Annotated in this window: 22 protein-coding genes; 12 read left to right on the top strand and 10 right to left on the bottom strand. The window is 33.4% G+C overall.

Going from position 1 to position 23689, the window contains the following annotated elements; all coding sequences use genetic code 11:
• Nucleotides 1-8: 8 nt before the first annotated feature.
• The 3 genes from FUA26_RS14270 to FUA26_RS14260 all read right to left on the bottom strand — a co-directional run bounded on the left by FUA26_RS14270 (nucleotide 9) and on the right by FUA26_RS14260 (nucleotide 3577).
• Nucleotides 9-1037: a rod shape-determining protein gene (locus FUA26_RS14270; protein ID WP_147137598.1), complete on the bottom strand. Its 1029-nt coding sequence runs from the start codon at nucleotides 1035-1037 to the stop codon at nucleotides 9-11.
• A gap of 335 nt (nucleotides 1038-1372) precedes the next feature.
• Entirely contained in the window at nucleotides 1373-2905 is a 1533-nt protein-coding gene (gene purH, locus FUA26_RS14265) for a bifunctional phosphoribosylaminoimidazolecarboxamide formyltransferase/IMP cyclohydrolase (RefSeq protein ID WP_147137595.1), read from the bottom strand.
• 216 nt (nucleotides 2906-3121) lie between these two features.
• Nucleotides 3122-3577 carry a GAF domain-containing protein gene (locus FUA26_RS14260; RefSeq protein WP_147137592.1) on the bottom strand — a complete coding sequence of 152 codons (456 nt, stop codon included), beginning with the start codon at nucleotides 3575-3577 and terminating at the stop codon, nucleotides 3122-3124.
• Nucleotides 3578-3645: 68 nt separating this feature from the next.
• On the opposite strand from FUA26_RS14260, the gene xrtF reads away from it, so the two are divergent.
• From xrtF to FUA26_RS14230, 6 genes are all read left to right on the top strand, one after another.
• Nucleotides 3646-4194: an exosortase family protein XrtF gene (xrtF, locus tag FUA26_RS14255; RefSeq protein ID WP_147137589.1), complete on the top strand. Its 549-nt coding sequence runs from the start codon at nucleotides 3646-3648 to the stop codon at nucleotides 4192-4194.
• On the top strand, nucleotides 4187-4630 hold the full coding sequence (locus FUA26_RS14250) for an exosortase F system-associated membrane protein (RefSeq protein WP_147137586.1): 444 nt from the start codon (nucleotides 4187-4189) through the stop codon (nucleotides 4628-4630). Before xrtF ends, FUA26_RS14250 begins: the two co-directional genes overlap by 8 nt.
• A 55-nt stretch (nucleotides 4631-4685) precedes the next feature.
• Nucleotides 4686-5096 carry an HYC_CC_PP family protein gene (locus FUA26_RS14245; protein ID WP_147137583.1) on the top strand — a complete coding sequence of 137 codons (411 nt, stop codon included), beginning with the start codon at nucleotides 4686-4688 and terminating at the stop codon, nucleotides 5094-5096.
• A 69-nt stretch (nucleotides 5097-5165) separates the two neighbouring features.
• On the top strand, nucleotides 5166-7406 hold the full coding sequence (locus tag FUA26_RS14240) for a TonB-dependent receptor (RefSeq protein WP_147137581.1): 2241 nt from the start codon (nucleotides 5166-5168) through the stop codon (nucleotides 7404-7406).
• A 91-nt stretch (nucleotides 7407-7497) separates the two neighbouring features.
• Nucleotides 7498-7845 carry a heavy-metal-associated domain-containing protein gene (locus FUA26_RS14235; protein WP_147137578.1) on the top strand — a complete coding sequence of 116 codons (348 nt, stop codon included), beginning with the start codon at nucleotides 7498-7500 and terminating at the stop codon, nucleotides 7843-7845.
• Nucleotides 7846-7867: 22 nt separating this feature from the next.
• A complete protein-coding gene (locus tag FUA26_RS14230; protein ID WP_394344926.1) occupies nucleotides 7868-9151 on the top strand; it encodes a cryptochrome/photolyase family protein in 1284 nt (427 codons plus the stop codon).
• Nucleotides 9152-9264: 113 nt separating this feature from the next.
• On the opposite strand, the gene groL is transcribed toward FUA26_RS14230, so the two are convergent.
• The 7 genes from groL to miaB form a co-directional block, all read right to left on the bottom strand.
• On the bottom strand, nucleotides 9265-10899 hold the full coding sequence (groL, locus tag FUA26_RS14225; RefSeq protein WP_147137572.1) for a chaperonin GroEL: 1635 nt from the start codon (nucleotides 10897-10899) through the stop codon (nucleotides 9265-9267).
• Nucleotides 10900-11006: 107 nt separating this feature from the next.
• Nucleotides 11007-11282 carry a co-chaperone GroES gene (locus FUA26_RS14220; RefSeq protein WP_147137569.1) on the bottom strand — a complete coding sequence of 92 codons (276 nt, stop codon included), beginning with the start codon at nucleotides 11280-11282 and terminating at the stop codon, nucleotides 11007-11009.
• Between the two features lie 166 nt (nucleotides 11283-11448).
• Nucleotides 11449-11805, bottom strand: coding sequence for a preprotein translocase subunit SecG (secG, locus tag FUA26_RS14215; RefSeq protein ID WP_147137565.1), 357 nt, complete (start codon nucleotides 11803-11805; stop codon nucleotides 11449-11451).
• Nucleotides 11802-12764, bottom strand: coding sequence for a hypothetical protein (locus FUA26_RS14210; protein ID WP_147137562.1), 963 nt, complete (start codon nucleotides 12762-12764; stop codon nucleotides 11802-11804). The genes secG and FUA26_RS14210 overlap by 4 nt, the downstream gene beginning before the upstream one ends.
• A gap of 56 nt (nucleotides 12765-12820) precedes the next feature.
• Nucleotides 12821-13330 (bottom strand): LptE family protein, encoded by a 510-nt coding sequence (locus FUA26_RS14205; RefSeq protein ID WP_147137558.1) that lies wholly within the window; start codon nucleotides 13328-13330, stop codon nucleotides 12821-12823.
• 34 nt (nucleotides 13331-13364) lie between these two features.
• Nucleotides 13365-14633: a sigma-54 interaction domain-containing protein gene (locus FUA26_RS14200; RefSeq protein ID WP_147137555.1), complete on the bottom strand. Its 1269-nt coding sequence runs from the start codon at nucleotides 14631-14633 to the stop codon at nucleotides 13365-13367.
• Nucleotides 14634-14706: 73 nt separating this feature from the next.
• Nucleotides 14707-16155: a tRNA (N6-isopentenyl adenosine(37)-C2)-methylthiotransferase MiaB gene (gene miaB / locus FUA26_RS14195; protein WP_147137552.1), complete on the bottom strand. Its 1449-nt coding sequence runs from the start codon at nucleotides 16153-16155 to the stop codon at nucleotides 14707-14709.
• Nucleotides 16156-16355: 200 nt separating this feature from the next.
• On the opposite strand from miaB, the gene FUA26_RS14190 reads away from it, so the two are divergent.
• From FUA26_RS14190 to porL, 6 genes are all read left to right on the top strand, one after another.
• A complete protein-coding gene (locus FUA26_RS14190) occupies nucleotides 16356-16787 on the top strand; it encodes a hypothetical protein (RefSeq protein WP_147137549.1) in 432 nt (143 codons plus the stop codon).
• A 77-nt stretch (nucleotides 16788-16864) separates the two neighbouring features.
• Nucleotides 16865-17647, top strand: a complete 783-nt coding sequence (locus FUA26_RS14185) for a hypothetical protein (protein WP_147137546.1) — start codon at nucleotides 16865-16867, stop codon at nucleotides 17645-17647.
• Nucleotides 17648-17774: 127 nt separating this feature from the next.
• Nucleotides 17775-20264, top strand: a complete 2490-nt coding sequence (gene topA / locus FUA26_RS14180; RefSeq protein WP_147137544.1) for a type I DNA topoisomerase — start codon at nucleotides 17775-17777, stop codon at nucleotides 20262-20264.
• A gap of 5 nt (nucleotides 20265-20269) precedes the next feature.
• Nucleotides 20270-21436: a formimidoylglutamase gene (locus FUA26_RS14175; RefSeq protein WP_147137541.1), complete on the top strand. Its 1167-nt coding sequence runs from the start codon at nucleotides 20270-20272 to the stop codon at nucleotides 21434-21436.
• Nucleotides 21437-21599: 163 nt separating this feature from the next.
• Complete coding sequence (porK, locus tag FUA26_RS14170; protein ID WP_147137538.1) at nucleotides 21600-22967, top strand: T9SS ring complex lipoprotein PorK/GldK; 1368 nt, start codon at nucleotides 21600-21602, stop codon at nucleotides 22965-22967.
• Nucleotides 22968-23047: 80 nt separating this feature from the next.
• Nucleotides 23048-23686: a type IX secretion system motor protein PorL/GldL gene (gene porL / locus FUA26_RS14165; protein WP_147137535.1), complete on the top strand. Its 639-nt coding sequence runs from the start codon at nucleotides 23048-23050 to the stop codon at nucleotides 23684-23686.
• The last annotated feature ends 3 nt before the right edge of the window (nucleotides 23687-23689 follow it).

Genomic DNA, 23689 nt, shown 5'->3' with positions numbered 1-23689 from the left:
TTAACCTCCTATTTTATCAATACACTTTTGTATTTAGGTAAGTTTTTTAGTGTAATACCAGTACCTCTAACTACAGCACGTAAAGGGTCTTCAGCAATATAAACAGGTAAATCTGTTTTTTGTGATAAGCGTTTATCTAACCCGCGTAGCATAGAGCCACCACCGGCTAAATAAATACCAGTATTATAAATATCTGCAGCCAACTCAGGCGGTGTTTGCCCAAGTGTTTCCATAACGGCATCTTCAATTCTTAAAATAGATTTATCTAAAGCCTTAGCAATTTCTCTATATGAAATTGATACCTGTTTAGGTTTACCAGTTAATAAATCACGTCCTTGAACGCTCATATCTTCAGGAGGCAATTCTAAATCTTCGGTAGCAGCACCAATTTGAATTTTAATTTTTTCAGCAGTACGCTCACCAACATAAAGGTTGTGTTGTGTACGCATGTAGTAAACAATATCATTGGTAAATACATCACCTGCAATTTTAACAGACTTATCACACACAATACCGCCCAAAGCAATAACCGCAATTTCGGTAGTACCACCACCTATATCAACCACCATATTACCTTTAGGTTGCATAATATCAACACCAATACCAATAGCAGCGGCCATAGGCTCGTGTATTAAGTATACCTCTTTACCATTAACGCGTTCAGCACTTTCTTTAACCGCGCGCATTTCCACTTCTGTAATGCCCGAAGGAATACAAATAACCATTCTAAGCGCTGGGGTAAAAAACTTCTTTTTTAAAGCCGGTATGTTTTTAATAAACATACTAATCATTTGTTCCGAAGCATCAAAATCTGCAATAACACCATCTTTCAACGGTCTTATAGTTTTAATGTTTTCATGGGTTTTACCTTGCATTAAATTAGCCTCTTGCCCAACCGCTATTATTTTGTTATTAACCCTATCTCTTGCAACAATAGATGGTGCATCAACAACAACCTTGTCATTGTGAATAATAAGCGTATTTGCGGTACCTAAGTCTATAGCAATTTCTTCGGTTAAGAAATCAAAAAATCCCATGTATTTTCTGTAGTTTTATTGAGTTAGTATATGAAATCTTGTAAATGTACTAAAAGTTGATAAAAGATTGCATTAGTTAAGTGCCTAAAAATAATAATATTTTTAGGCACATGATTGTTATACGTATATAATCTGTTTTCAGGTTTTATTGTGTGTATAAATTGGGCGTTACCTAAAGGTCGGGCTTTTCACTATATCTTTTTAAAACACCTTATTGTTAAGTGCTTTTTACATACAAAAGCAAACTTTAACATGTAAAAAAGTAACACAATGCAAAGGTTTTAAAAAGGATGCCGTTGCAATCCCTAACGCGGTGTATTTGCAGTGGTTTGTGCTTAGTGTTTAAAATGGCGTGTACCCGTCATAACCATAGCAACATCATTATCATTACAATAATCAATACTCAATTGGTCTTTAATAGATCCACCAGGTTGAATAACCGATGTAATACCAGCATTTTTAGCAATTTCTACACAATCAGGAAACGGAAAAAACGCATCACTAGCCATAGCAGCACCATTTAAGTCAAACTCAAAAGAGTTGGCTTTATGAATGGCTTGTTGTAATGCATCAACACGACTTGTTTGCCCAGTGCCACTAGCGCATAACTGTTTACCTTTAACAAGTACTATGGTATTAGATTTTGTGTGCTTACAAATTTTTGAAGCAAATAATAAATCTTCAATCTGAGCATCTGTAGGCGCAAGGTTTGTTACGTTTTTTAAATCTTCGGCCGTATCAGTTATGTTATTTCTATCTTGTAATAAAACGCCATTTAAACAGCTTCTTACATTCATTTTTGGCATGTCTATGTCATGAATTTCAAGTAAAATTCTGTTTTTCTTTCCTTTTAATAATTCTAAAGCTTCAGCGTTAAATGAAGGGGCAATAACAACCTCGCAAAATAATTTATGAATTTCTTCGGCAGTAGCTAAATCAATTTCAGTATTGCTAATTAAAACACCACCAAATGCTGAAACAGGATCGCCGGCTAAAGCATCAACGTAGGCTTGTTTTATGGTGTTGCGTTGTGCTAAACCACAGGCATTATTGTGCTTTAAAATAGCAAATGTAGGAGCGTCATTTTTAAATTCTAACATTAAGTTTACGGCAGCATCGACATCTAAAAGGTTATTGTAGCTTAATTCTTTACCGTGTAGTTTTGTGAAAAGCTCATCAAAATTGCCAAAGAAAAAGCCTTTTTGGTGTGGGTTTTCGCCGTAGCGTAATACTTTACCTTTAGTTTCGCTTACTTTTAAAGCAGCTATTTCATGGTCTTGGTTAAAGTAATTGAAAATAGCAGAATCATAGTGCGAAGACACGTTAAAAGCTTTGGCTGCAAAACGTTTTCTGTTTGCTTCGGTTAGTGTGCCGTTTTTCTCAGTAATTAATTCTAAAAATTCAGCATAATCATCAACCGAAGATACACAAATTACATCTGCATAATTTTTTGCGGCAGCTCTAATTAAAGAAATACCACCTATATCAATTTTTTCAATAATATCTTGGTTGCTAGCACCCGAGGCTACAGTTTTTTCAAAAGGGTATAAATCTACAATTACAACATCAATTTGCGGAATATCATATTCAGCTAATTCAGCAACATCAGAGTCGTTGTTTTGTCTGTTTAAAATACCGCCAAAAACCTTTGGGTGTAGTGTTTTTACACGTCCGCCAAGTATTGATGGGTACGATGTTACATCTTCAACAGGAACAACATTTATTCCTAAGTCATTAATAAATTTTTCAGTACCACCTGTAGAGTAAATGGTTACACCTTGCTCGTTTAATTTTTTTACAATTGGCTCTAAACCGTCTTTACTAAATACAGAAATTAAGGCAGACTTGATTGTTTTTTCGTTGCTCATTTGTGTTGTGTTGTTTAAAAAAATTGAGTGTTTTTAGTTAGTTTTTGTAATAAATTGCAAAAGTACTCAAAATCATTAAATAACAAACTAAAGCCTAATTTAAAATAGGCTTATTTCTTAACTAAAACAACAAGTTGTTAACAGTTGTAACGTATTAATTACTGAAATTTAAAATTTTAATAAATTGACTTTTTAATAAGGTTTAGCTGTTGTTTTTTAAAAAAGCGTAGCTACTTTTTGGCAAACATATTCTAAAAAGCGTTCATCTGCTTCTGTAAAAGGGTCGGCAGTGTTAGAGTCTATGTCTATTTGCCCTATATTTTCACCGTTAACAAAAATAGGTACTACTATTTCTGCTTTTACGGTTATACTACATGCTATATAATTATCTTGCGCCATTACATCGGGCACTACAAAGTTTTGATTGCTAACAGCTACTTGCCCGCAAATGCCTTTGCCAAACGGAATTACTGTATGGTCTGTTGGTGCACCTACGTATGGGCCCAAATGCAGTTCTTTTTTATCGGCTTTTGCAAAATAAAAACCAACCCAATTGTAATATGTTATGTGTTTTTCAAGTAATTCGCAAATGTTTAATAAACGTTGGTCTGTTGTTTTTTCAGTGTTAGAAATTATAGCGTCTACTTGTGGTTTTAAAGTTTCAAAAATCATAAATAAAAAAGTTTTGGCAAAAGTATTTAAAAAGGCGTAATTTCGGTATTTAGTATTCGTAATTTTTTGTGAAAACACTTTTGTTAAAATACAAGTCGGTTATTATATTCATCCTTACGTTTTTAATGGTATATGTAGGGTTTTCATTTTTATATAATTGGTATTTAAGCGTTTCAGAAACTTTAAATTATTACCCAGACTACATTACACATTTAGTAGCAAAACAAACCGAGCAATTATTAGCTACTTTAGGTTATAATGTGCAAATGTTACCACACCCCAATGAGCTATCAATTAAAGTTATTTTAAATGGTAGGTATTTAGCACGTATTATAGAAGGTTGCAATGCTATAAGTGTTATAATTTTGTTTGTTAGTTTTGTTATTGCGTTTTCAGGAAAATTAAAAACAACGCTAGTGTTTTTATTAGCTGGTAGCGTTTTAATTTATATAGTTAATTTGTTAAGAATTGTGTTGTTAAGCATAGGTTTGTATCATTATCCTGAATATGAGCATGTGTTACACACCGTAATATTTCCGGCTATTATTTATGGTATGGTGTTTTTGCTATGGGTGTTTTGGGTAAACCGTTTTTCAAAAACAAACACGCATGTATAAAATTGCAAAATATTTGATGTTATTTATGCTCTTTACGTTGCTTATTTTAGTAAGAGCTTTTGAAGAAACGTTGTTTTACGATCCGTATTTACAGTTTTTTCAAAACGATTATTTGTACATTGATAGCCCCAGGCGTGAAATTGCAAAGCTTTTAATATTTACAGCATTGCGGTACACTATTAATACCACGATATCAATAGCCATTTTATATGTGATTTTTAAAGATATAAATGTGGTTAAATTTTCTGGTTTGGTATACGCTGTAGCCTTTTTAGTGCTTATGCTGTTGTACAGTTACTTTGTAATTAACCCCAAGCAAGAAGATTATTATATGTTTTTCAACATACGCCGTTTTTTAATTCAGCCTATTTTTTTAATACTTCTACTACCCGCATTTTACTATAACAAGCTTAAAAAGCAGACTTTAAAATGTTAATCATTTAATAAAAACAAAACGGTATCAGTATTGTTTTGTATTTTTGTGATAGTATATGGTAAAACAGTTTTTACATAAAGGTTTTTGTGCAGTTTTAGCATTGTTAGTGTTGATTTCTACAGTATCTTTTACTGTTGAAAAACATTATTGCGGCGATGTTTTAATTGATGTGTCTTTATTTGCCGATGCCAATAAATGTGGCATGGAAACACAAGGGCAAGATTTAGAAAAAACCACCAAAAAATCGTGTTGTAAAGATGAAGTTCATGTAGTTGAAGGGCAAGATAAACTTTTAAAATCGTCAAACAATTTAGAGTTTCAACAGCAATTATTCATAACATCATTTGTTTATACTTTTTATAATCTTTTTGAAAGTTTACCAAAGCAAACCATACCGCATAAAGATTATTCTCCACCAAAATTAACAACCAATATTTTAGTTTTAGACCAAGTTTTTTTGATTTGATTTAATAGCGTTTTTTATTTCTATAAAACAGAAATACCAGTAAAAAACTATTCTTAAATTAAATTGAAAATGAAACAAATATTATATGTATTGTTTCTACTACCGTTATTAGTTAGCTCACAAGAGCAAATTAGGGGTGTAGTTTTAGAAGCAAATACACAAAATAAAAATATAAGGCTAGCCGGCGCAAATGTATATTGGTTACATACTGATGTTGGTACTGTGGCCGATATTGATGGTAAATTTACCCTTCAATATAAAAAAGAATACAGCCAATTAATTATAAGTTATGTAGGTTACAAAACAGATACTTTAACAGTAACGGCACCAAAACCTATTAAACATTATTTACAGCCAACAGATAATTTAGAGGCTGTAACTGTAACTTCAAGAAAACAAGCAACAGCTAAATCGTATATGCAAGCAACCAATACCTTTACCGTAAGTAGTGATGAGTTGCTAAAAGCAGCCTGTTGTAACTTATCTGAAAGTTTTGAAACCAATCCATCAATTGATGTAAATTTTGCCGATGCTGTAACAGGAACAAGGCAAATAAAAATGTTGGGTTTAACAAGTCCGTATATATTAATAGCTACTGAAAATATTCCTTCTATCCGTGGGGCTTCACAAGCGTTTGGGTTGAGTTTTATACCAGGTACTTGGGTAGAAAGTATTCAGGTAACCAAAGGAGCGGGTAGCGTTGTTAATGGGTTTGAAAGTATTGCGGGGCAAATAAATACAGAACTTGTAAAACCATCTACAGATAATAAATTGTTTGTTAATTTATACGGAGCAAGTAGTGAACGTATGGAGCTTAATACGCACATAAACACTAAGGTTTCAAGTAAATGGCATACCGGTTTGTATGTGCATGGTAACAGCCACCAAGCTAAACATGATGTAAATGACGATGGTTTTTTAGATATGCCAATTTACAACCAAATAAATATTATGAACCGCTGGCAATACACCAATGCCGAAAAAGGTTTTGTTAGTTTTATTAATTTGAAGTTTTTAAATGACGACAAACAAGCTGGTGAATTAGACTTTAATCCTAATAACGACAAGCTTACTACAAACCATTGGGGAAGCGAAATAGATACCAAGCGCTACGAAGTTTCAGCAAAATTAGGCTATGTGAATCCTGAAATTCCATGGCAAAGCATTGGAGTGCAAACCGCTTTTAGTAGCCATGAGCAACAATCATATTTCGGATTGAATACCTATGATATAACCCATAACAGTTTGTATGCAAATGCTATTTATAATTCTATAATTTCAGATTCCAGACATAAAATAAAAACAGGCATTAGTTATACGTATGATGATTATGACGAGCTTGTTAATACAACAGATTATGAACGCACAGAGCAATCTGTAGGTGCATTTTTTGAATATAATTATGATAATTTAGAATTATTTAATGTTACAGCGGGCCTGCGTATAGATCATCATAACTTACTAGGTACTTTTATTACGCCTAGGCTACATGCAAGATATTCGCCTTGGAGCAAATCGGCATTTAGGGCTTCGGTTGGGCGTGGCAAGCGCAGTGCTAATATTTTTGCCGAAAATCAAAATATATTTTCAACATCAAGAAGCATTAATATAGTAAATACAACTGGTGAAATTTATGGTTTAAACCCCGAAATTGCATGGAATTACGGCGTATCGTATTTACAAGGTTTTAATCTCTTTGGAAGAAAAGCCGATGTTACTTTTGATTTCTATAAAACCGATTTTAAAAATCAAATTGTTGTAGATTTTGAAAATCCTCAAGAAATTAGTTTTTATAATCTTGAAGGCAATAGTTACGCTAATAGCTTTCAAATAGAAGTAAATTATAACCCGTTTGAAGGTGTTGATTTTAGAACGGCCTATAAATATTATGATGTTAAAACAGATTATAAATCAGGAACATTAGAAAAACCACTAACACCTAAACACAGGTTTTTTGCAAATTTAGGATATGCAACTAATAGAGAAGAAGGGGCACGTAGCCGTTGGAAGTTTGATGCCACATTTAACTGGCTAAGTAGCCAAAGGTTTGCATCAACATTAGGTAATCCATCTCAATACCAATTACCAGAAAGCACACCAACTTTGGCAACCTTAAATGCGCAGGTAACAAAAGTGTTTTCTCCTAAATTTGAAGTATATTTAGGTGGCGAAAACATAACAAATGTAAGGCAATCAAATCCTGTTTTAGGAGCTAATGACCCTTTTGGAGCAAATTTTGATACCACATTTGTATACGGCCCAATTTTTGGAAGCATGTATTATGCTGGGTTGAGGTTTAAAATTAAATAGTAGCTATCATTCTAATGAAGGAGTGAATTAAATAAAATAAATAATTTAAATAGATTTTCGCTTCCGCGGAAATGAAAAAAATAAAATAATCATGAAAAAAATATTAACACTAGCATTAATGCTAACCGCAACAATAACATTTTCACAAAATAAAAATGCAAGAGCCAGTTTAGAGGTTGATGGCGTTTGTATGATGTGTAAAAGCCGCATAGAAAAAGCAAGTTTAAACACAAAAGGTGTAAAATCTGCTTTATGGAATGTGAAAACGCACGAACTTAAATTAATTTTTGACGAACGAAAAACCAATCTAGATACTATTCAGGCAAATATTTTAGCTGTTGGACATGATGTTAAAGATAAAAAAGCTACAGATGAGGCTTACAATTCAGTACATCCCTGTTGTAAATATCGAGATGAAGAAGTAAAAGACGCTCATTAATTATAAATTAAAAACACAACAAATTTTTATGGATAGTATTTCGGTATTTTGGTTTAGAAGAGATTTAAGATTACACGATAATACGGCATTAAATAAAGCACTTTCTGGAACACAGAAGGTGCTTTGTGTTTTCATTTTTGATGAGCAAATTTTAAATGAATTACCAGAAGATGATGCCAGAGTTAATTTTATTTATGATCAATTGAAGGGTATAAACAATCAGTTAAAAAAACATAACACCTCATTATTAGTATTAAAAGGCAAACCACTTGATGTTTGGAAACAATTAACTGAGAATTATCAAATTAAAACCGTTTATACCAATAAAGATTATGAACCTTATGCCCAAAATAGAGATGCTGAAGTAGCTAAGTTTTTAAGTGATAATCAAATAACATTCAATACTTATAAAGATCAAGTAATACATGAAGAAAATGATGTTTTAAAAAATGATGGCAAACCATACACGGTTTATACGCCCTATAAAAATAAATGGTTAGCGGTGTATAAAGCTCAAAACCCTGAAGCACTAACAAACACCAATAATTTTTTAAATAAAACACACAGTTTTCCTGATTTAAGTGCAATTGGTTTCAAAGAATCAGGCATAAAGGTGAAGGCTTATAGCCTTGATAATTTGGATGTTTATAAAGAAAAACGCGATTTCCCAGATGCCGATATTACAAGTTATTTAAGTCCGCATTTACGTTTTGGTACGGTAAGCGTAAGAGAAATAATTAGCAAATTGAATGATAAGAATAGCGTTTTTTTAAGTGAATTAATTTGGCGAGAATTTTTTATGCAAATATTATATCATTTTCCTAAGGTGGTTACTGAAAATTTCAAACAAAAGTACGATGGTGTGCAATGGCGTAATGATAAAGCAGATTTTAAAAAGTGGTGTGAAGGAAAAACAGGTTACCCAATGGTTGATGCTGGTATGCGGCAATTAAATGAAACAGGCTATATGCACAACCGTGTAAGAATGATAACTGCTGGATTTTTATGTAAACACTTATTGATAGATTGGAAATGGGGTGAAGCCTATTTTGCCAAAAAGTTATTAGATTATGAGTTAGCAGCCAATAATGGTAACTGGCAGTGGGCAGCAGGAACTGGTTGTGATGCTGCGCCTTATTTCAGGATTTTTAATCCTATTGAACAGCTTAAAAAGTTTGATAAAGATTTGAAATATGTAAAACAATGGATTCCTGAGTTTGAAACATCAAAATATCCAGAGCCTATGGTTGAACATAAGTATGCCAGACAACGCGCTTTAGATGTTTATAAGGCTGGTTTAGATTAGAAAAAAACAATTTATTTTCATAAAAAAACGCTTTTCTAGAAATAGAAAAGCGTTTTTTTATTTATCACCTCACTGTAAAGCTTTAGTGAGATATGTGTTAATACCATTAGTTATTACATCATACCTGGCATACCACCACCATGTGCATGACCACCCATTGCAGGAGCCTCTTCAGGAATGTCAATTAATGCACATTCTGTGGTTAAAATCATTCCAGCTACAGAAGCAGCATTTTCTAAAGCAATACGTGTTACTTTTTTAGGGTCAATAATACCTGCTTTAAGCATATCAACATAAGCTTCAGATTTAGCGTCGTAACCAAAGTCTTTTTTACCTTCTAAAACTTTGTTTATTACAACAGAGCCTTCACCGCCAGCATTTTCAACAATAGTTCTTAAAGGCGCTTCAATAGCTTTGTTTACTATTTGTACACCTGTAGTTTCATCTAAATTAGCAGTTTCAAGGTTTGCTAATACAGTTTTAGCTCTAACTAAAGCTACGCCACCACCGGCAACAATACCTTCTTCAACAGCAGCGCGTGTAGCATGTAAAGCATCATCAACACGGTCTTTTTTCTCTTTCATTTCAACTTCAGATGCAGCACCAACGTATAGTACAGCAACACCGCCAGCTAATTTTGCTAAACGCTCTTGAAGTTTTTCTTTATCATAATCTGATGTAGTTGTTTCAATTTGCGCTTTAATTTGGTTTACGCGTGCTTTAATAGCTTCAGCATCACCATTTCCGTTAACAATTGTAGTATTGTCTTTATCAACTGTAACAGTTTCAGCAGTACCTAACATTGATAAATCGGCGTTTTCTAAAGTGAAACCTCTTTCTTCAGAAATAACAGTTCCGCCAGTTAAAATAGCTATATCTTCAAGCATAGCTTTACGTCTGTCTCCAAAACCAGGAGCTTTAACTGCTGCAATTTTTAAACCACCGCGTAATTTGTTTACAACTAAAGTAGCTAAAGCTTGTCCGTCTACATCTTCAGCAATGATTAATAACGGACGGCCAGATTGTGCTACGGGTTCTAAAATTGGTAAAATCTCTTGTAAGTTAGAAATCTTTTTGTCGAATAATAAAATGTACGGATTTTCTAAATCTGCAACCATTTTATCAGAATCTGTTACAAAGTAAGGAGATAAGTATCCTCTGTCAAACTGCATACCTTCAACAACATCAACATACGTGTCCATACCTTTTGCTTCTTCAACAGTAATAACACCTTCTTTTCCTACTTTTGAGAATGCTTGTGCAATTAACTCACCAATAGTGTCATCATTGTTTGCAGAAATAGCAGCTACTTGTTTTATTTTTTCAGAAGAATTACCAACTTCTTGTGCTTGTGCTTCAAGATCTTTAGTAATAGCATCAACAGCTTTATCTATGCCACGTTTTAAATCCATTGGGTTTGCACCAGAAGCTACGTTTTTTAAACCTTCTTTTACAATGGCTTGTGCTAATACGGTAGCAGTTGTAGTACCATCACCAGCTAAATCATTGGTTTTACTAGCAACTTCTTTTACCATTTGTGCGCCCATGTTTTCGTGAGCATCTTCTAACTCAACTTCTTTTGCTACCGATACACCATCTTTAGTAATGTGAGGTGCGCCAAAGCTTTTAGAAATTATTACGTTACGTCCTTTAGGACCTAATGTTACTTTTACAGCATTTGCTAATGCATCAACACCACGTTTTAATCCGTCGCGTGCATCTATATCAAATTTTATGTCTTTTGCCATGATTGAAAACTATTTTTATAATTCCTGTTTGTGCAGAAATTTTTTTAAAGTTAATATCGTTTTATTTTATAGGTTTTTTGTTTTTGCGGAAACTAACAAGCAATTATTTATACAATTGCAAGTATGTCACTTTCGCGCATAATTAGGTAATCTGTACCTTCTAATTTTAATTCTGTTCCGGCGTATTTACCATATAAAACGGTATCACCAACCTTAACAGTAATAGGTTCGTCTTTGGTGCCAGGTCCGGCAGCCACAACAGTTCCTTTCTGTGGTTTTTCTTTTGCATTATCAGGAATGATAATACCCGATGCTGTTTTAGTTTCAGCTGCAGCAGGTTCAATAACAACTCTGTCTGCTAAAGGTTTAATGTTTAAGCCCATTTTGTATATAGTTTTTATAAAATTAATATTGTTTAACGCCTTACCATTAAGCTAAAAATGTGCCAATGCCATTTAACTGACAAACTTTCAGATTAACTGTCTTTGAAATTATAAGGCATAAAAAAAGCCAGCTAATTTAGCTGGCTTTTAAATTTTTCTAATTGGTTTAGTTGGTTGCTGTAGAATCTGCCGCAGCACCATTATTTGTTGGTTCTGTAGCCTGTGTTGGTAATTCAATTTCATTTACCGCATCAGTGTCTAACGCTTTTGAGTCTGCAGACTCATTACCACCTTTTATAGCTATGTTTGATGCTAAAATTAACACCAATAAAAAGGTTGCTAAATACCAAGTACTTTTATCTAAAAAGTCTGTAGTTTTTTTTACGCCTCCTAATTGTTGAGTACCGCCACCACCAAAAGACGATGATAAACCACCTCCTTTAGGGTTTTGTACCATAATAACAACTATTAGTAAAAAAGCTACTACAACAATTAAACCTAAAAATATTGTAAAACTCATTATTCTTTATTGTTTTGTTTTTGTAATTGTTCTACTGCCTTAATTTGGTTTGCAAAGAAACTACTTTTTTCTGGATATTTCAAACTTAAAATTTTATAAGATTGAATTGCCTTTTTAAAGTTTTTTTGTTCCACATAAATTCGTGCCAAAGTTTCCGTCATTAACGCCTCGGGTTTTACCATTTGAGCTTTGGCTAAATTCCCTTTTTTACTAGGTGTTGCGCTGGGTGTTATTTTTGGGGTGTTGGTTATAAATTTATCTATAAGCTCAAACTTTTTAGCCTTTTCAGAATCAATTTTTTGTATGCTTTTTTGTGGTGCTTCTTCTTGTTTTTGGGCAGTTTTATTATTTATGTTTTTTCTTTCAATTGGTTTAAAACGTGTTAATTTTAACCATTCATTAAAAGAGTGTTTTTCATTTTTGTTAAATTGAAGCGGTTGGCCTAAGTTTAAAATTTCGGAAGGTGAGGGTGTTGTCTCTTTGTCATTTTTTGTGACATTTGAAATGCTTTCTGATGTGTCTAAACTAAAGTTTACGGCTTTTTTTTGAGGTTCTTTGGGTTGAAACAGTGCGGGGTCTAAAACATCTTTAGTATCATTAATGTGTTGTTTTAAAATTTCATCTTCAATAACCCTTCTGTTTACATTAATATTTTCAGAATCAACATCAATATTATTTAAATATACGCTGTTTCTTTTTATGATTTGTGATATTTCATTTTGCGAAAATGCTTCAGAAGTAATAAAATCAAAAAGTATACTACGGTCTGTAGTGTAAGCTGCTGTGGTTTTTAAGGCTTGGTTGTATTTTAAGCTGCTTTGGTTTTTTAAGCCTTTAAGGTAAATGGCGCGTGCTGCTTGAAAATACGGAAATTCATTAACAATATTTTGTAAAGCATCGGTTTGTTGGTGCGTTACTTGCTGCGGATTTTGCAATATGTTTGTTAATTGAGACGAATTCATTGATTTAGCCAAATTTACATATTATAAATAAATGTTGTTGTTTTTTGTATTTTAGGCTACCATCTGGCTAAAGTGGCATTAAAAATATCTTGTGTTAAGCGGTCTAGAATTTCTTCATGAGCTGTATCTTTTACAGAGCCTACTAATTGTGAGCTTGCAGGAAAATCATAAAAGAATGAGAAGCTTTGTTCTAAATCGTCTTCGCTATTATTAGTGTTAAAAAACCTAACCTTAACGGTAATAGTTAACCGGTTTTGTGCTGCTGTATTTTGTGCTGTTGATGTTGTAGGGGCAATGGTGTAATTGGTTATTTCGCCTTCGTAAATTAAATCAGCACCCGAGGGTTCTAGTCTGTAATTGGTTTGATTTTGTATTAAATCTTCTAACGCTAATTTAAAATCTCTATCTAAACCGGGTTCAAATAGTAGTGATGTGTTTTCAAACCTGTTAACCTGATACGTGTCTGCTTTTATTGATGTTGGTGGCGAAAACCCATATTGAACTTTGCAATTGGTAATTAATACTGCCAAGAAAACTAATAAAAATAAATATGTAGTGTGTTTCATTTTTTTTGAACTTGTTTATAGAAAGAACTAAAAATTACAAATCATATTGTTTAATTTTTCTATATAATGTGCGTTCGCTTATACCTAGTTCTGCCGCGGCTAATTTACGTTTTCCGTTATGACGTTCAAGTGATTTTTTAATTAATTCTAGTTCTTTATCTTGTAATGACAAGGTTTCTTCTTCCTCTATTTCTTCGGCAAAATGATATTTGTCTTGTGAATTATCAATAGTTTCAGAGTTGCTGGTATGCTCTGGTATTGATAATACCTCGGTTTCTTGTACAGGCTCTTCATAAAGCGCATCATCATCAGTGTTATTACCGTAAATTTTCTGAATTAAATGTTCGTTGTCTTTTTCAACATCTTTGGTATTACCATTTTTCATGAGTTCCATGGTGAGTTTTTTTAAATCGTTTAAATCACTCTTCATGTCCCATAAAACTTTATAAAGAATTTCGCGTTCGCTACTAAAATCGCTTTCAGATTTTGATGTTTTTATTACCGCGGGCAAATTGGTGTTAGCGCTTGGTAAATATGAGCGTAGGGTTTCGGCAGATATGTTTCTGTCTTGTTCTAAAACTGATAATTGTTCGGCAATGTTTCGTAACTGCCTAATATTACCGTTCCATCGGTATTTTACAAGTATATCAATAGCGCCATCGGTTAATTTAACGGTTGGCATTTTATATTTTAATGCAAAATCACTGGCAAATTTTCTGAATAATAAATGAATATCACTTTGTCTTTCACGAAGAGGCGGTAAGTGAATTTCAACAGTGCTTAGGCGGTAGTATAAATCTTCTCTAAACTTTTCTTTTTCAATGGCTTCAAACATATTTACGTTTGTAGCAGCCACAATACGAACATTGGTTTTTTGTACCTTACTAGAGCCTACTTTTATAAACTCGCCATTTTCTAAAACACGTAATAACCTAACTTGCGTGGTTAATGGAAGCTCGCCAACTTCATCTAAAAAAATAGTGCCGCCATCGGCTACTTCAAAGTATCCGCTACGGGTTTGGGTGGCACCTGTAAAAGCGCCTTTTTCATGGCCAAAAAGTTCACTATCAATAGTGCCTTCGGGTATGGCGCCACAGTTAACTGCAATGTATTTGTTGTGTTTTCGGTGCGATAATTGGTGTATTATTTTTGGTATACTTTCTTTACCAACCCCGCTTTCACCGGTTACCAATACCGAAATATCTGTAGGTGCTACTTGTATGGTTTTTTCAATAGCGCGGTTTAGTGCTGGCGTATTGCCAATAATACCAAAACGTTGTTTTATAGCTTGAACAGATTCCATTTAATTTATTAAGATTTAGATGAAAGAGAAGCATAACAAACGCTTTTTATTCACCTTTAGTCTGTATGTTTTTTTAATTGTTTTCAGAATAACCAACGGCTTCACCCATTAAGGTGGCGCTGGTGCAATTGGTAATTTTAACGTTTACAAAATCGCCTATTTTATAGTTTTCTTTAGGAAAAACTACCATGGTGTTTTGGCTGTTTCTTCCAGACCAATGAGCATCTGATCGTTTTGAAGTTTTTTCAATTAAAACCTCTTCAATTTTACCAACATGCTCTTGGGTACGCATTAAACCATGTTTTTGTTGCAGTGCTATAATTTCGTTTAAACGTCGTTTTTTTACATCTAAAGGAATATCGTCTTCCATTTTACGTTCAGCCAATGTGCCTGGTCTTTCAGAGTAGGCAAACATAAAACCAAAATCATATTTTACGTATTCCATAAGGCTTAATGTATCTTGATGATCTTGTTCGGTTTCGGTAGGGAAACCAGCAATCATATCTTGACTAATAGCACAATCTGGTATAATGCGTTTTATATTATCAATGAGTTCAAAATACGCTTCGCGGGTATGTTGGCGGTTCATTTCTTTTAAAATGCGGTTACTGCCACTTTGCACAGGTAAGTGTATATATTTACAAATGTTTTTGTATTTACCCATGGTTTCAATAACATCTAAGGTCATGTCTTGTGGGTTAGATGTAGAAAACCTAAAACGCATTTTTGGCTGCGCTTGGGCACATAATTCTAATAATTTAGAAAAATTGGTTGCTGTAGCTTTTTGTAAATCAGAAGCTTTATCAAAATCTTTTTTAAGGCCGCCGCCATACCAAAGATAGCTATCTACATTTTGGCCTAAAAGCGTTACTTCTTTATAGCCTTTGTTCCATAAATCATTAACTTCTTCTAAAATACTTTGTGGGTCTCTACTACGCTCACGCCCACGTGTAAAAGGTACAACGCAAAAGGTACACATGTTGTCGCAACCGCGGGTAATAGAAACAAAAGCAGTTACACCATTGCTGTTTAAGCGTACTGGGGCAATATCACCATAGGTTTCTTCTTTTGAAAGAATTACATTAATAGCATCTCTACCTTCATCAACTTCAGCTAAAAGATTTGGTAAATCTTTGTAAGCATCGGGGCCAACTACAAGGTCTACAATTTTTTCTTCTTCAAGAAATTTGCTTTTAAGGCGTTCTGCCATACAGCCTAAAACCCCAACTTTCATGTTTGGGTTGCTTTCTTGTTTTACAGCGTTGTATTTTTCTAGGCGTTTGCGTACGGTTTGTTCAGCCTTATCCCTAATAGAGCAGGTGTTAACTAAAACTAAATCGGCTTCTTCTAAAATTTGTGTGGTGTTGTAGCCTTGTTCGTTTAATATTGAAGCTACAATTTCACTATCAGAAAAATTCATTTGGCAACCATAACTTTCAATAAAAAGTTTGCGTTTATTGCCTTCCTTTTGTGCTAAAACTAAAGATTCGCCTTGTTTTTTTTCGTCTATAATCTTTTCCATAATATAATTCAACCAAATTACGGTCAATATTTATGCCTCTATTAATTTAGGCAGTTGCAAAGATACAATTAATTTGGGTTTTGTGACAAAGTGTCATATGCTATTTTTAGTTAAAATTTATAAGCTTTTTAAATGCGTAAAAACGCAACCATTTGGTGTTTAGTTCATCTTTTAAAAAAAAAGCATAAATGTTTAAAATTATGAAGCAACTTTTATTTTTAGTGGTGTTAATGGTGGGTTTTTTTAATACACAATGTAAAGAAGACGATAGTATTGAAAGTAATACATGTGATTTTACAATACTAGTTGATGAAGAGGCATACACTAAAGGTAATTTTGAAGGTTTAAATATTTTAGATGCTAGTATTGAAGCAGATTGTTTGCAGGTTACATTTGGAGCATCGGGTTGTAGTGGTACAAGTTGGGAGTTTCAGTTAATAGATTCTGGTACGGTTGCAGAGTCATTACCCGAACAACGTTATATGAAATTAAATTTTAAAAATAACGAAGCTTGTTTGGCATATTTTGAGCGTACGGTATCATTTAATTTACTACCAATAAGAGTGAAAGGTAGCCATAAAATACAACTACATTTGGAAGGGGTAAACGCACCCTTAACTTACAATTATTAACACTTTTTTTATGGGTTTTTGTTTGTAATTGAAAAAAATATACCTTTATTCGGTATTAAATAACTAACCCAAACATAATGAATACCTTATCAAATTTATTAGAGAAAATTCAAAATGCCAAAACTTTAGATTTCGGAACCATATTTGGCGAAGCCATAGAACTTTTTAAAAAAACATGGTTGCACGGTTTTTTACTGCAGCTTTTTACCATATTAATAATGCTGCCGCTTATAATTATATTTTATGTGCCTTTTTTAGGTTTAATTCTTGCTCAACAAGAAGGTGGTTATGGAAATGACCAAGCTATAGGTAACTTTTTTGCAGGCATGTCATTGTTATATATACTTGTAGTATTTGTTGGTGTGTTTGTTTTGGGGGCCGTATCTGTGGCGCTTAATGCTGGTTTTTACAGAATTATTAAGAAGTTTGATTATAATGAGCAGGTAACAACCTCTGATTTTTTTCATTTTGTAAAAGTGAAATATTTAACCAAGTTCTTTATGTTAATGTTAATTTCAATGCTAATAGCAATACCATCTGCGTTATTATGTTACATACCTTTATTATATGTAATTGTACCTATAAGCTTTTTTGCAATAGTAATGGCTTTTAATCCAGACTTATCAGTAGGAGAAGTAGTTAAAGTAAGCTTTAAACTAGGAACAAAAAAATGGGGAATTACCCTAGGTTTATTAATAGTTGCTAGTTTATTATCGCAAATAGTAGGTATGCTTTTATGTGGTATAGGTGTACTTTTTACAGGAGCATTTCCGTATCACACAACATATTTAGTGTATAAAAATGTTATTGGTTTTAAAGATAATGATGATATTAATCAAATAGGATTAATAGAAGAATAAACACTTCAAAAGCCCATATTTCCTCATTGAAATATGGGCTTTTTTTTAAAAATATTACAGGGTTAATCCATAAAATGGGGCACATAAACTTTTTTTCATATACATTTGTAGCTTCAAAAACGGAAGTATGGCGAAGAATTTAGTGATTGTAGAGTCACCTGCAAAAGCAAAAACTATAGAGAAATTTTTAGGAAAAGAATTCAAAGTAGAATCTAGCTTTGGGCATATATCAGATCTTCCTTCAAAAGAACTTGGGGTTGATGTAGAAGGTGATTTTAAACCAAAATACGAAGTATCAAAAGATAAAAAAGCAGTAGTAAAAAAACTTAAAGAACTTGCAAAAAAAGCAGAAACTGTTTGGTTAGCAAGTGATGAAGACCGCGAAGGAGAAGCTATTGCATGGCATTTGGCCGAGGCTTTAAAACTTGATAAGGACAAAACAAAACGTATTGTTTTTCATGAAATTACCAAGGCAGCCATAAAAAAGGCTATTGAAAATCCGCGAGGTATTGATTATGATTTAGTTGATGCACAACAAGCACGCCGCGTTTTAGATAGAATTGTGGGGTATGAGTTGTCTCCAGTTTTATGGCGAAAAGTAAAAGGAGGTTTGTCGGCAGGTAGAGTACAGTCGGTTTCAGTACGTTTAATTGTTGAGAAAGAACGCGAAATTCAAGATTTTACACCTGAAGCATCTTACAGAATTGATGCCGAATTTTCTAATGAAGACGGGCAATCTTTCAAAGCTAAACTCCCAAAAAACCTTACAAACAAAAAAGAAGCTCAAGCGTTTTTACAAAAAAATGCTTCTGCCAATTTTAAGGTAGCCGATTTACAAAAAAAACCGGCAAAAAAATCGCCTGCAGCACCATTTACAACATCAACATTACAGCAAGAAGCATCACGTAAATTGTATTTTTCAGTAAGTAAAACCATGACTATGGCGCAACGCTTATATGAAGCAGGTTTAATTACCTACATGAGAACCGATAGTACTAATTTATCTGATGAGGCACGCCAAGGTGCGCAAGCCGAAATAGAAAAAGCTTACGGAAACAATTACAGTAAACCACGTAATTATACAGGAAAAACCAAAGGCGCTCAAGAAGCACATGAGGCTATTAGGCCTACAGATTTTTCAAGGCATACTGTAAATATAGATAGAGATCAAGCGCGTTTATATGAGTTAATTTGGAAACGCGCCATTGCATCACAAATGAGTGAAGCAGAATTAGAGCGTACCAATGTTAAAATTGAAGCCTCTACACATAATGAAACTTTTACAGCTAACGGAGAGGTTATCACGTTTGATGGGTTTTTAAAAGTATATTTAGAAGGTACAGATGATGAAGATGTTGAGCAAGAAGGTATGCTGCCAGCAATGAAAACAGGTGAAACGCTTCTAAATAATTACATTACAGCAACAGAGCGTTATACGCGTCCGCCAGCACGATATACCGAGGCTTCATTAGTAAAAAAGTTAGAAGAGTTAGGTATTGGGCGTCCATCAACTTATGCACCAACAATTTCAACTATTCAAAATAGAAATTATGTTGAAAAAGGAACGGTTGATGGTGTAGAGCGCAATTACTCGCAACTTACTTTACAAGGCGGTACAGTTACAGATAAAACTTTAACCGAAAAAGTAGGCTCAGATAAAGGAAAACTTGTTCCAACAGATATTGGTATGATTGTAACAGATTTTTTGGTGAATCATTTCAACCAAATATTAGATTATAATTTCACCGCTAAAGTTGAAGAAGATTTTGATGATATTGCTGAAGGAAAAGAAGATTGGCAAAAAATGATGAAATCATTTTGGAAAGATTTCCATCCTAAAGTTGAAGATGTAAAAGAAAATGCTGATAGAGAATCTGGTGAGCGTATTTTAGGAACAGATCCTAAAACAGGCAGGCAAGTAAGTGTGCGTTTGGGTAAATTTGGGCCAATGGTACAAATAGGAACTGTTGATGAAGAAGAAAAACCACAATTTGCTAGTCTTAGCCCAGACCAACAATTAACAACCATAACCTATGAAGAGGCTATGGATTTGTTTCAATTGCCTAAAACTTTAGGAGAATACGAAGGCGAAGAAGTACAGGTTAATAACGGCCGTTTTGGTCCTTATGTTAAGTTTGGCAAAGCATACGTGTCATTGCCAAAAGGCACCGATCCTTTAAGTGTAGATTTAGATGATGCTATTGTTTTAATAAAAGAAAAACAAAAAGCCGATGCACCAATATACGTTTATAAAGATTTACCTGTGCAAAAAGGAAAAGGACGTTTCGGGCCATTTATTAAATGGAACAACATGTTTATTAATGTGAATAAAAAATACGACTGGGATAACCTATCGGAAGAAGATATTGTAGAGCTTATTGAAACCAAAATTCAAAAAGAAATTGATAAAGTTGTACATAATTGGGAAGACGAAGGTATTCGTGTTGAAAAAGCACGTTGGGGAAGACACAATGTAATACAAGGCAAAGTAAAAGTTGAATTAGCTAAAACGGTTGATGTTACCAAAATGACACTAGATGAAGCTAAAGCAATTATTGAAGCCAATGCACCAAAGAAAAAAACAACCAGAAAAAAAACTACAACAAAAAAGAAATAACATAAATGAATTTTAACTTTCTTTCTCCGGTATCAGATTTAGTGTTGGCTCACAATGAGTTGTTATCTGCTCAAGCATTAGGAAGAAAACTTAAAATACATTCAGAAAAAAATGGTATTCCAAATCTAGATGATGTAAACATTGCTATAATTGGCGTTTTAGAAAACAGAAACGATGTTAATTATATAGGAGAAACATTTGGTTTAGATGAAATTAGAAAAGCTTTTTATAGCCTTTTTCCAGGTACTTGGAATACCACCATGGCCGATTTAGGCGATATTCACAAAGGTGAAACTGTTGAAGACACCTATTTTGCTGTAAAAACAGCTATAAACTTACTTGTTAAAAAAAATATTATACCCATAATTTTAGGAGGCTCGCAAGATTTAACATACGCAAATTACAGAGCTTATGATAATTTAATCCCCATGGTAAATGTGGTTAATGTAGATAGTAAGTTTGATTTAGGTGATTCTTCAAAACCCATAAAAAATAACAGTTTTGTGGGTAAAATAATTCTTAACCAACCATACAATTTATTTAACTACGCAACTGTAGGCTATCAAACTTACTTCAATTCTCAAGAAGAAATAGATTTGATGAATCAACTGTATTTTGAGTCGTACAGGTTAGGTGAGGTGTCTCACAATATTTCTTTAGTAGAACCCGTTTTAAGAGATGCTAATATTGTGAGTGTAGATTTAACTTCGGTAAAAAGTTCAGAAGTAAGTTTAAAACAAAAATTCTCTCCTAACGGATTAAATGGTAAAGAAATTTGCGCCATTGCACGGTATGCAGGTATAAGTAACAAAGTATCGTCATTTGGTATTTATGAGTATAAACCTTCAAAAGATGATGAAATTACAGCTATGTTGGTTGCTCAAATGCTATGGTATTTTGTAGAAGGTGTAAACTACAGAGTAAAAGATGATGATTTTACTAATGATAATAACTATCAGAAATTCATAGCGTTAGTTGATGATGATGAGCTTATTTTTTACAAGAGCACCAAAACAGGAAGATGGTGGATTGAAATACCATTTATAACCGAAGTAAATAATAAATTAAAGAGACATACGTTATTACCTTGCACCCACGAAGATTACCTTGATGCATGTAATAATAAAGTGCCAGAGCGCTGGTATAAAGCCTTTAGGAAAAATTGCGTGTAAAATAGCTGTTAGGGTTGAAAAGGTAATTTCATCGGTGAAATGCCAAATTTTTACGATGAAACGTAATTTTTTTTTAAAAAAAGTTGGTTATTTAAAAATATATAGATATGTTTACGCCACAAATTAAGAAGCTGAATTAATTAACCTCGAGTTTACTATAGATATGAAGAAGTTTATTTTATTAACCGCAGTAATAACAATACTAGCTAGTTGTGGCTCTAAAGATAGAGGAGAACTAGTGGGTGTTAAAGGTAAAAAATGGCACCCAGAAAAACCTTACGGAATGGAGCTTATTCCTGGAGGCGCTTATATTATGGGTAAAGCTGATGATGATTTAGCTGGTATTAATGACGCGCCAGCAAAAACAGTAACAGTAAGAGCATTTTATATGGATGCTACTGAAATTACAAATAGTGAGTACCGTCAATTTGTTCATTGGGTTAGAGACTCTATTGTTAGAATGCGCTTAGCAGTTTTAGCTGATGAGGTTGGATTAACTCAAGAAGATGAAGGTACAATAGGTGAATTTGCATTTAAAGACGCAGACACTTCAAACATGACTGTTTACGAAAAGTATATGTTTGAAAACTACACAGGTTTAGGGCCTACTGGTTACGAAGGCCGAAAAATAAACAAAGACATTGATTTAATTTTTGATACATCAGAGTATATCGATGAGTATTATGCCGAAGTAATGGATACTATGTATTTACCATTAGAAGAATCATACAATGGGCAACGTACTTGGGATGTGAAAAAATTTAAGTTCCAGTATAATTACATGGACATTAAAGAAGCTGCCAAAAACAGAGGTATAGCTCGTAAAGATGTTATTAAAAAAGAAGAAGTAGAAATTTATCCTGATACCACAGTATGGATTAGAGATTTTGCTTACTCATACAATGAACCAATGCACAATGATTACTTTTGGCATGATGCTTACGGAGATTACCCTGTAGTAGGTGTTACCTGGAAACAAGCAAAAGCATTTTGTGAGTGGCGTACTATAAATAAAAACACATATCAAAAATCTAAAAAAGGCGCAGCTTTAGTTAACAGATTTAGATTACCATCTGAAGCAGAATGGGAATATGCCGCAAGAGGTGGCCTACAAGCAGCAACATACCCTTGGGGAGGCCCATACACAAAAAGTGATAGAGGTTGTTTTATGGCTAACTTTAAACCAGTAAGGGGTGATTATGCCGCAGACCAAGCTTTATATACTGTTGAAGCAAAGTCATATGAGCCAAATGATTATAATTTATATAACATGGCTGGTAACGTCTCAGAATGGGTAAATGCATCTTATGATCCTAACTCATATGAGTACACATCAACTATTAACCCTAACGTTAATGACGAGGATAATACCAGAAAAGTAATAAGAGGTGGCTCTTGGAAAGATGTAGCATACTTTTTACAAGTAAGCTCAAGAGACTATGAGTATGCAGATTCTGCAAGAAGTTATATAGGCTTTAGAACCGTGCAAGATTACATGGGAACCAAAGTAACTAGTAACGGAAGCAACTAACAACGTAACAAATCAAATTTAAATACTATTAATTAACCTACTTAAGTACTAGCGTACTTAAATTTTAAAAACCGAAAATTATGGCACAGTCAAAAGCAAGTAAAAGATTCATGAACATGGCTTATGGATTAGGAGCAGCAATTGTAATTGTTGGAGCATTATTCAAAATTATTCACTTTGAAATTGGTCCGTTAACAGGTAATGTAATGTTAACAATTGGTCTTGTAACCGAGGCTATTATATTTGCTATTTCAGCATTTGAACCAGTTGAAAACGAATTAGATTGGTCTTTAGTATACCCAGAATTAGCTGGTGGTGCTAAAAAAGAAAGAGCAACTTCAGATGAAAACCCTCAAGGATTATTATCTCAAAAGTTAGATAACTTATTAAAAGAAGCTAAAATTGATGGAGAATTAATTTCAAGCTTAGGTGAAAGCATTAAGAATTTTGAAGGTGCTGCAAAAAACATGTCATCTACTGTAGATTCTATTGAGGCTACTAAAAAGTACGGTGAAGAGCTATCATTAGCTGCAGCTCAAATGGAATCATTAAACAGCTTATACAAAGTACAGTTAGAAAGCATTAACAAACAAACGTCAATTAACGAAGAGTCTGTTGAAAACGCAGCAAAATTAAAAGAGCAAATGCAATCATTAGCATCTAACCTTTCTTCATTAAATGGTGTATATGGTGGTATGTTATCTGCAATGAATAAATAATTA

The organism is Seonamhaeicola algicola, assembly GCF_007997385.1.
In the GTDB taxonomy this organism is placed as follows: Bacteria; Bacteroidota; Bacteroidia; order Flavobacteriales; family Flavobacteriaceae; genus Seonamhaeicola; species Seonamhaeicola algicola.
The sequence above is the reverse complement of the archived record's forward strand: the minus strand, read 5'-3'. Positions and strand labels throughout refer to the sequence as shown.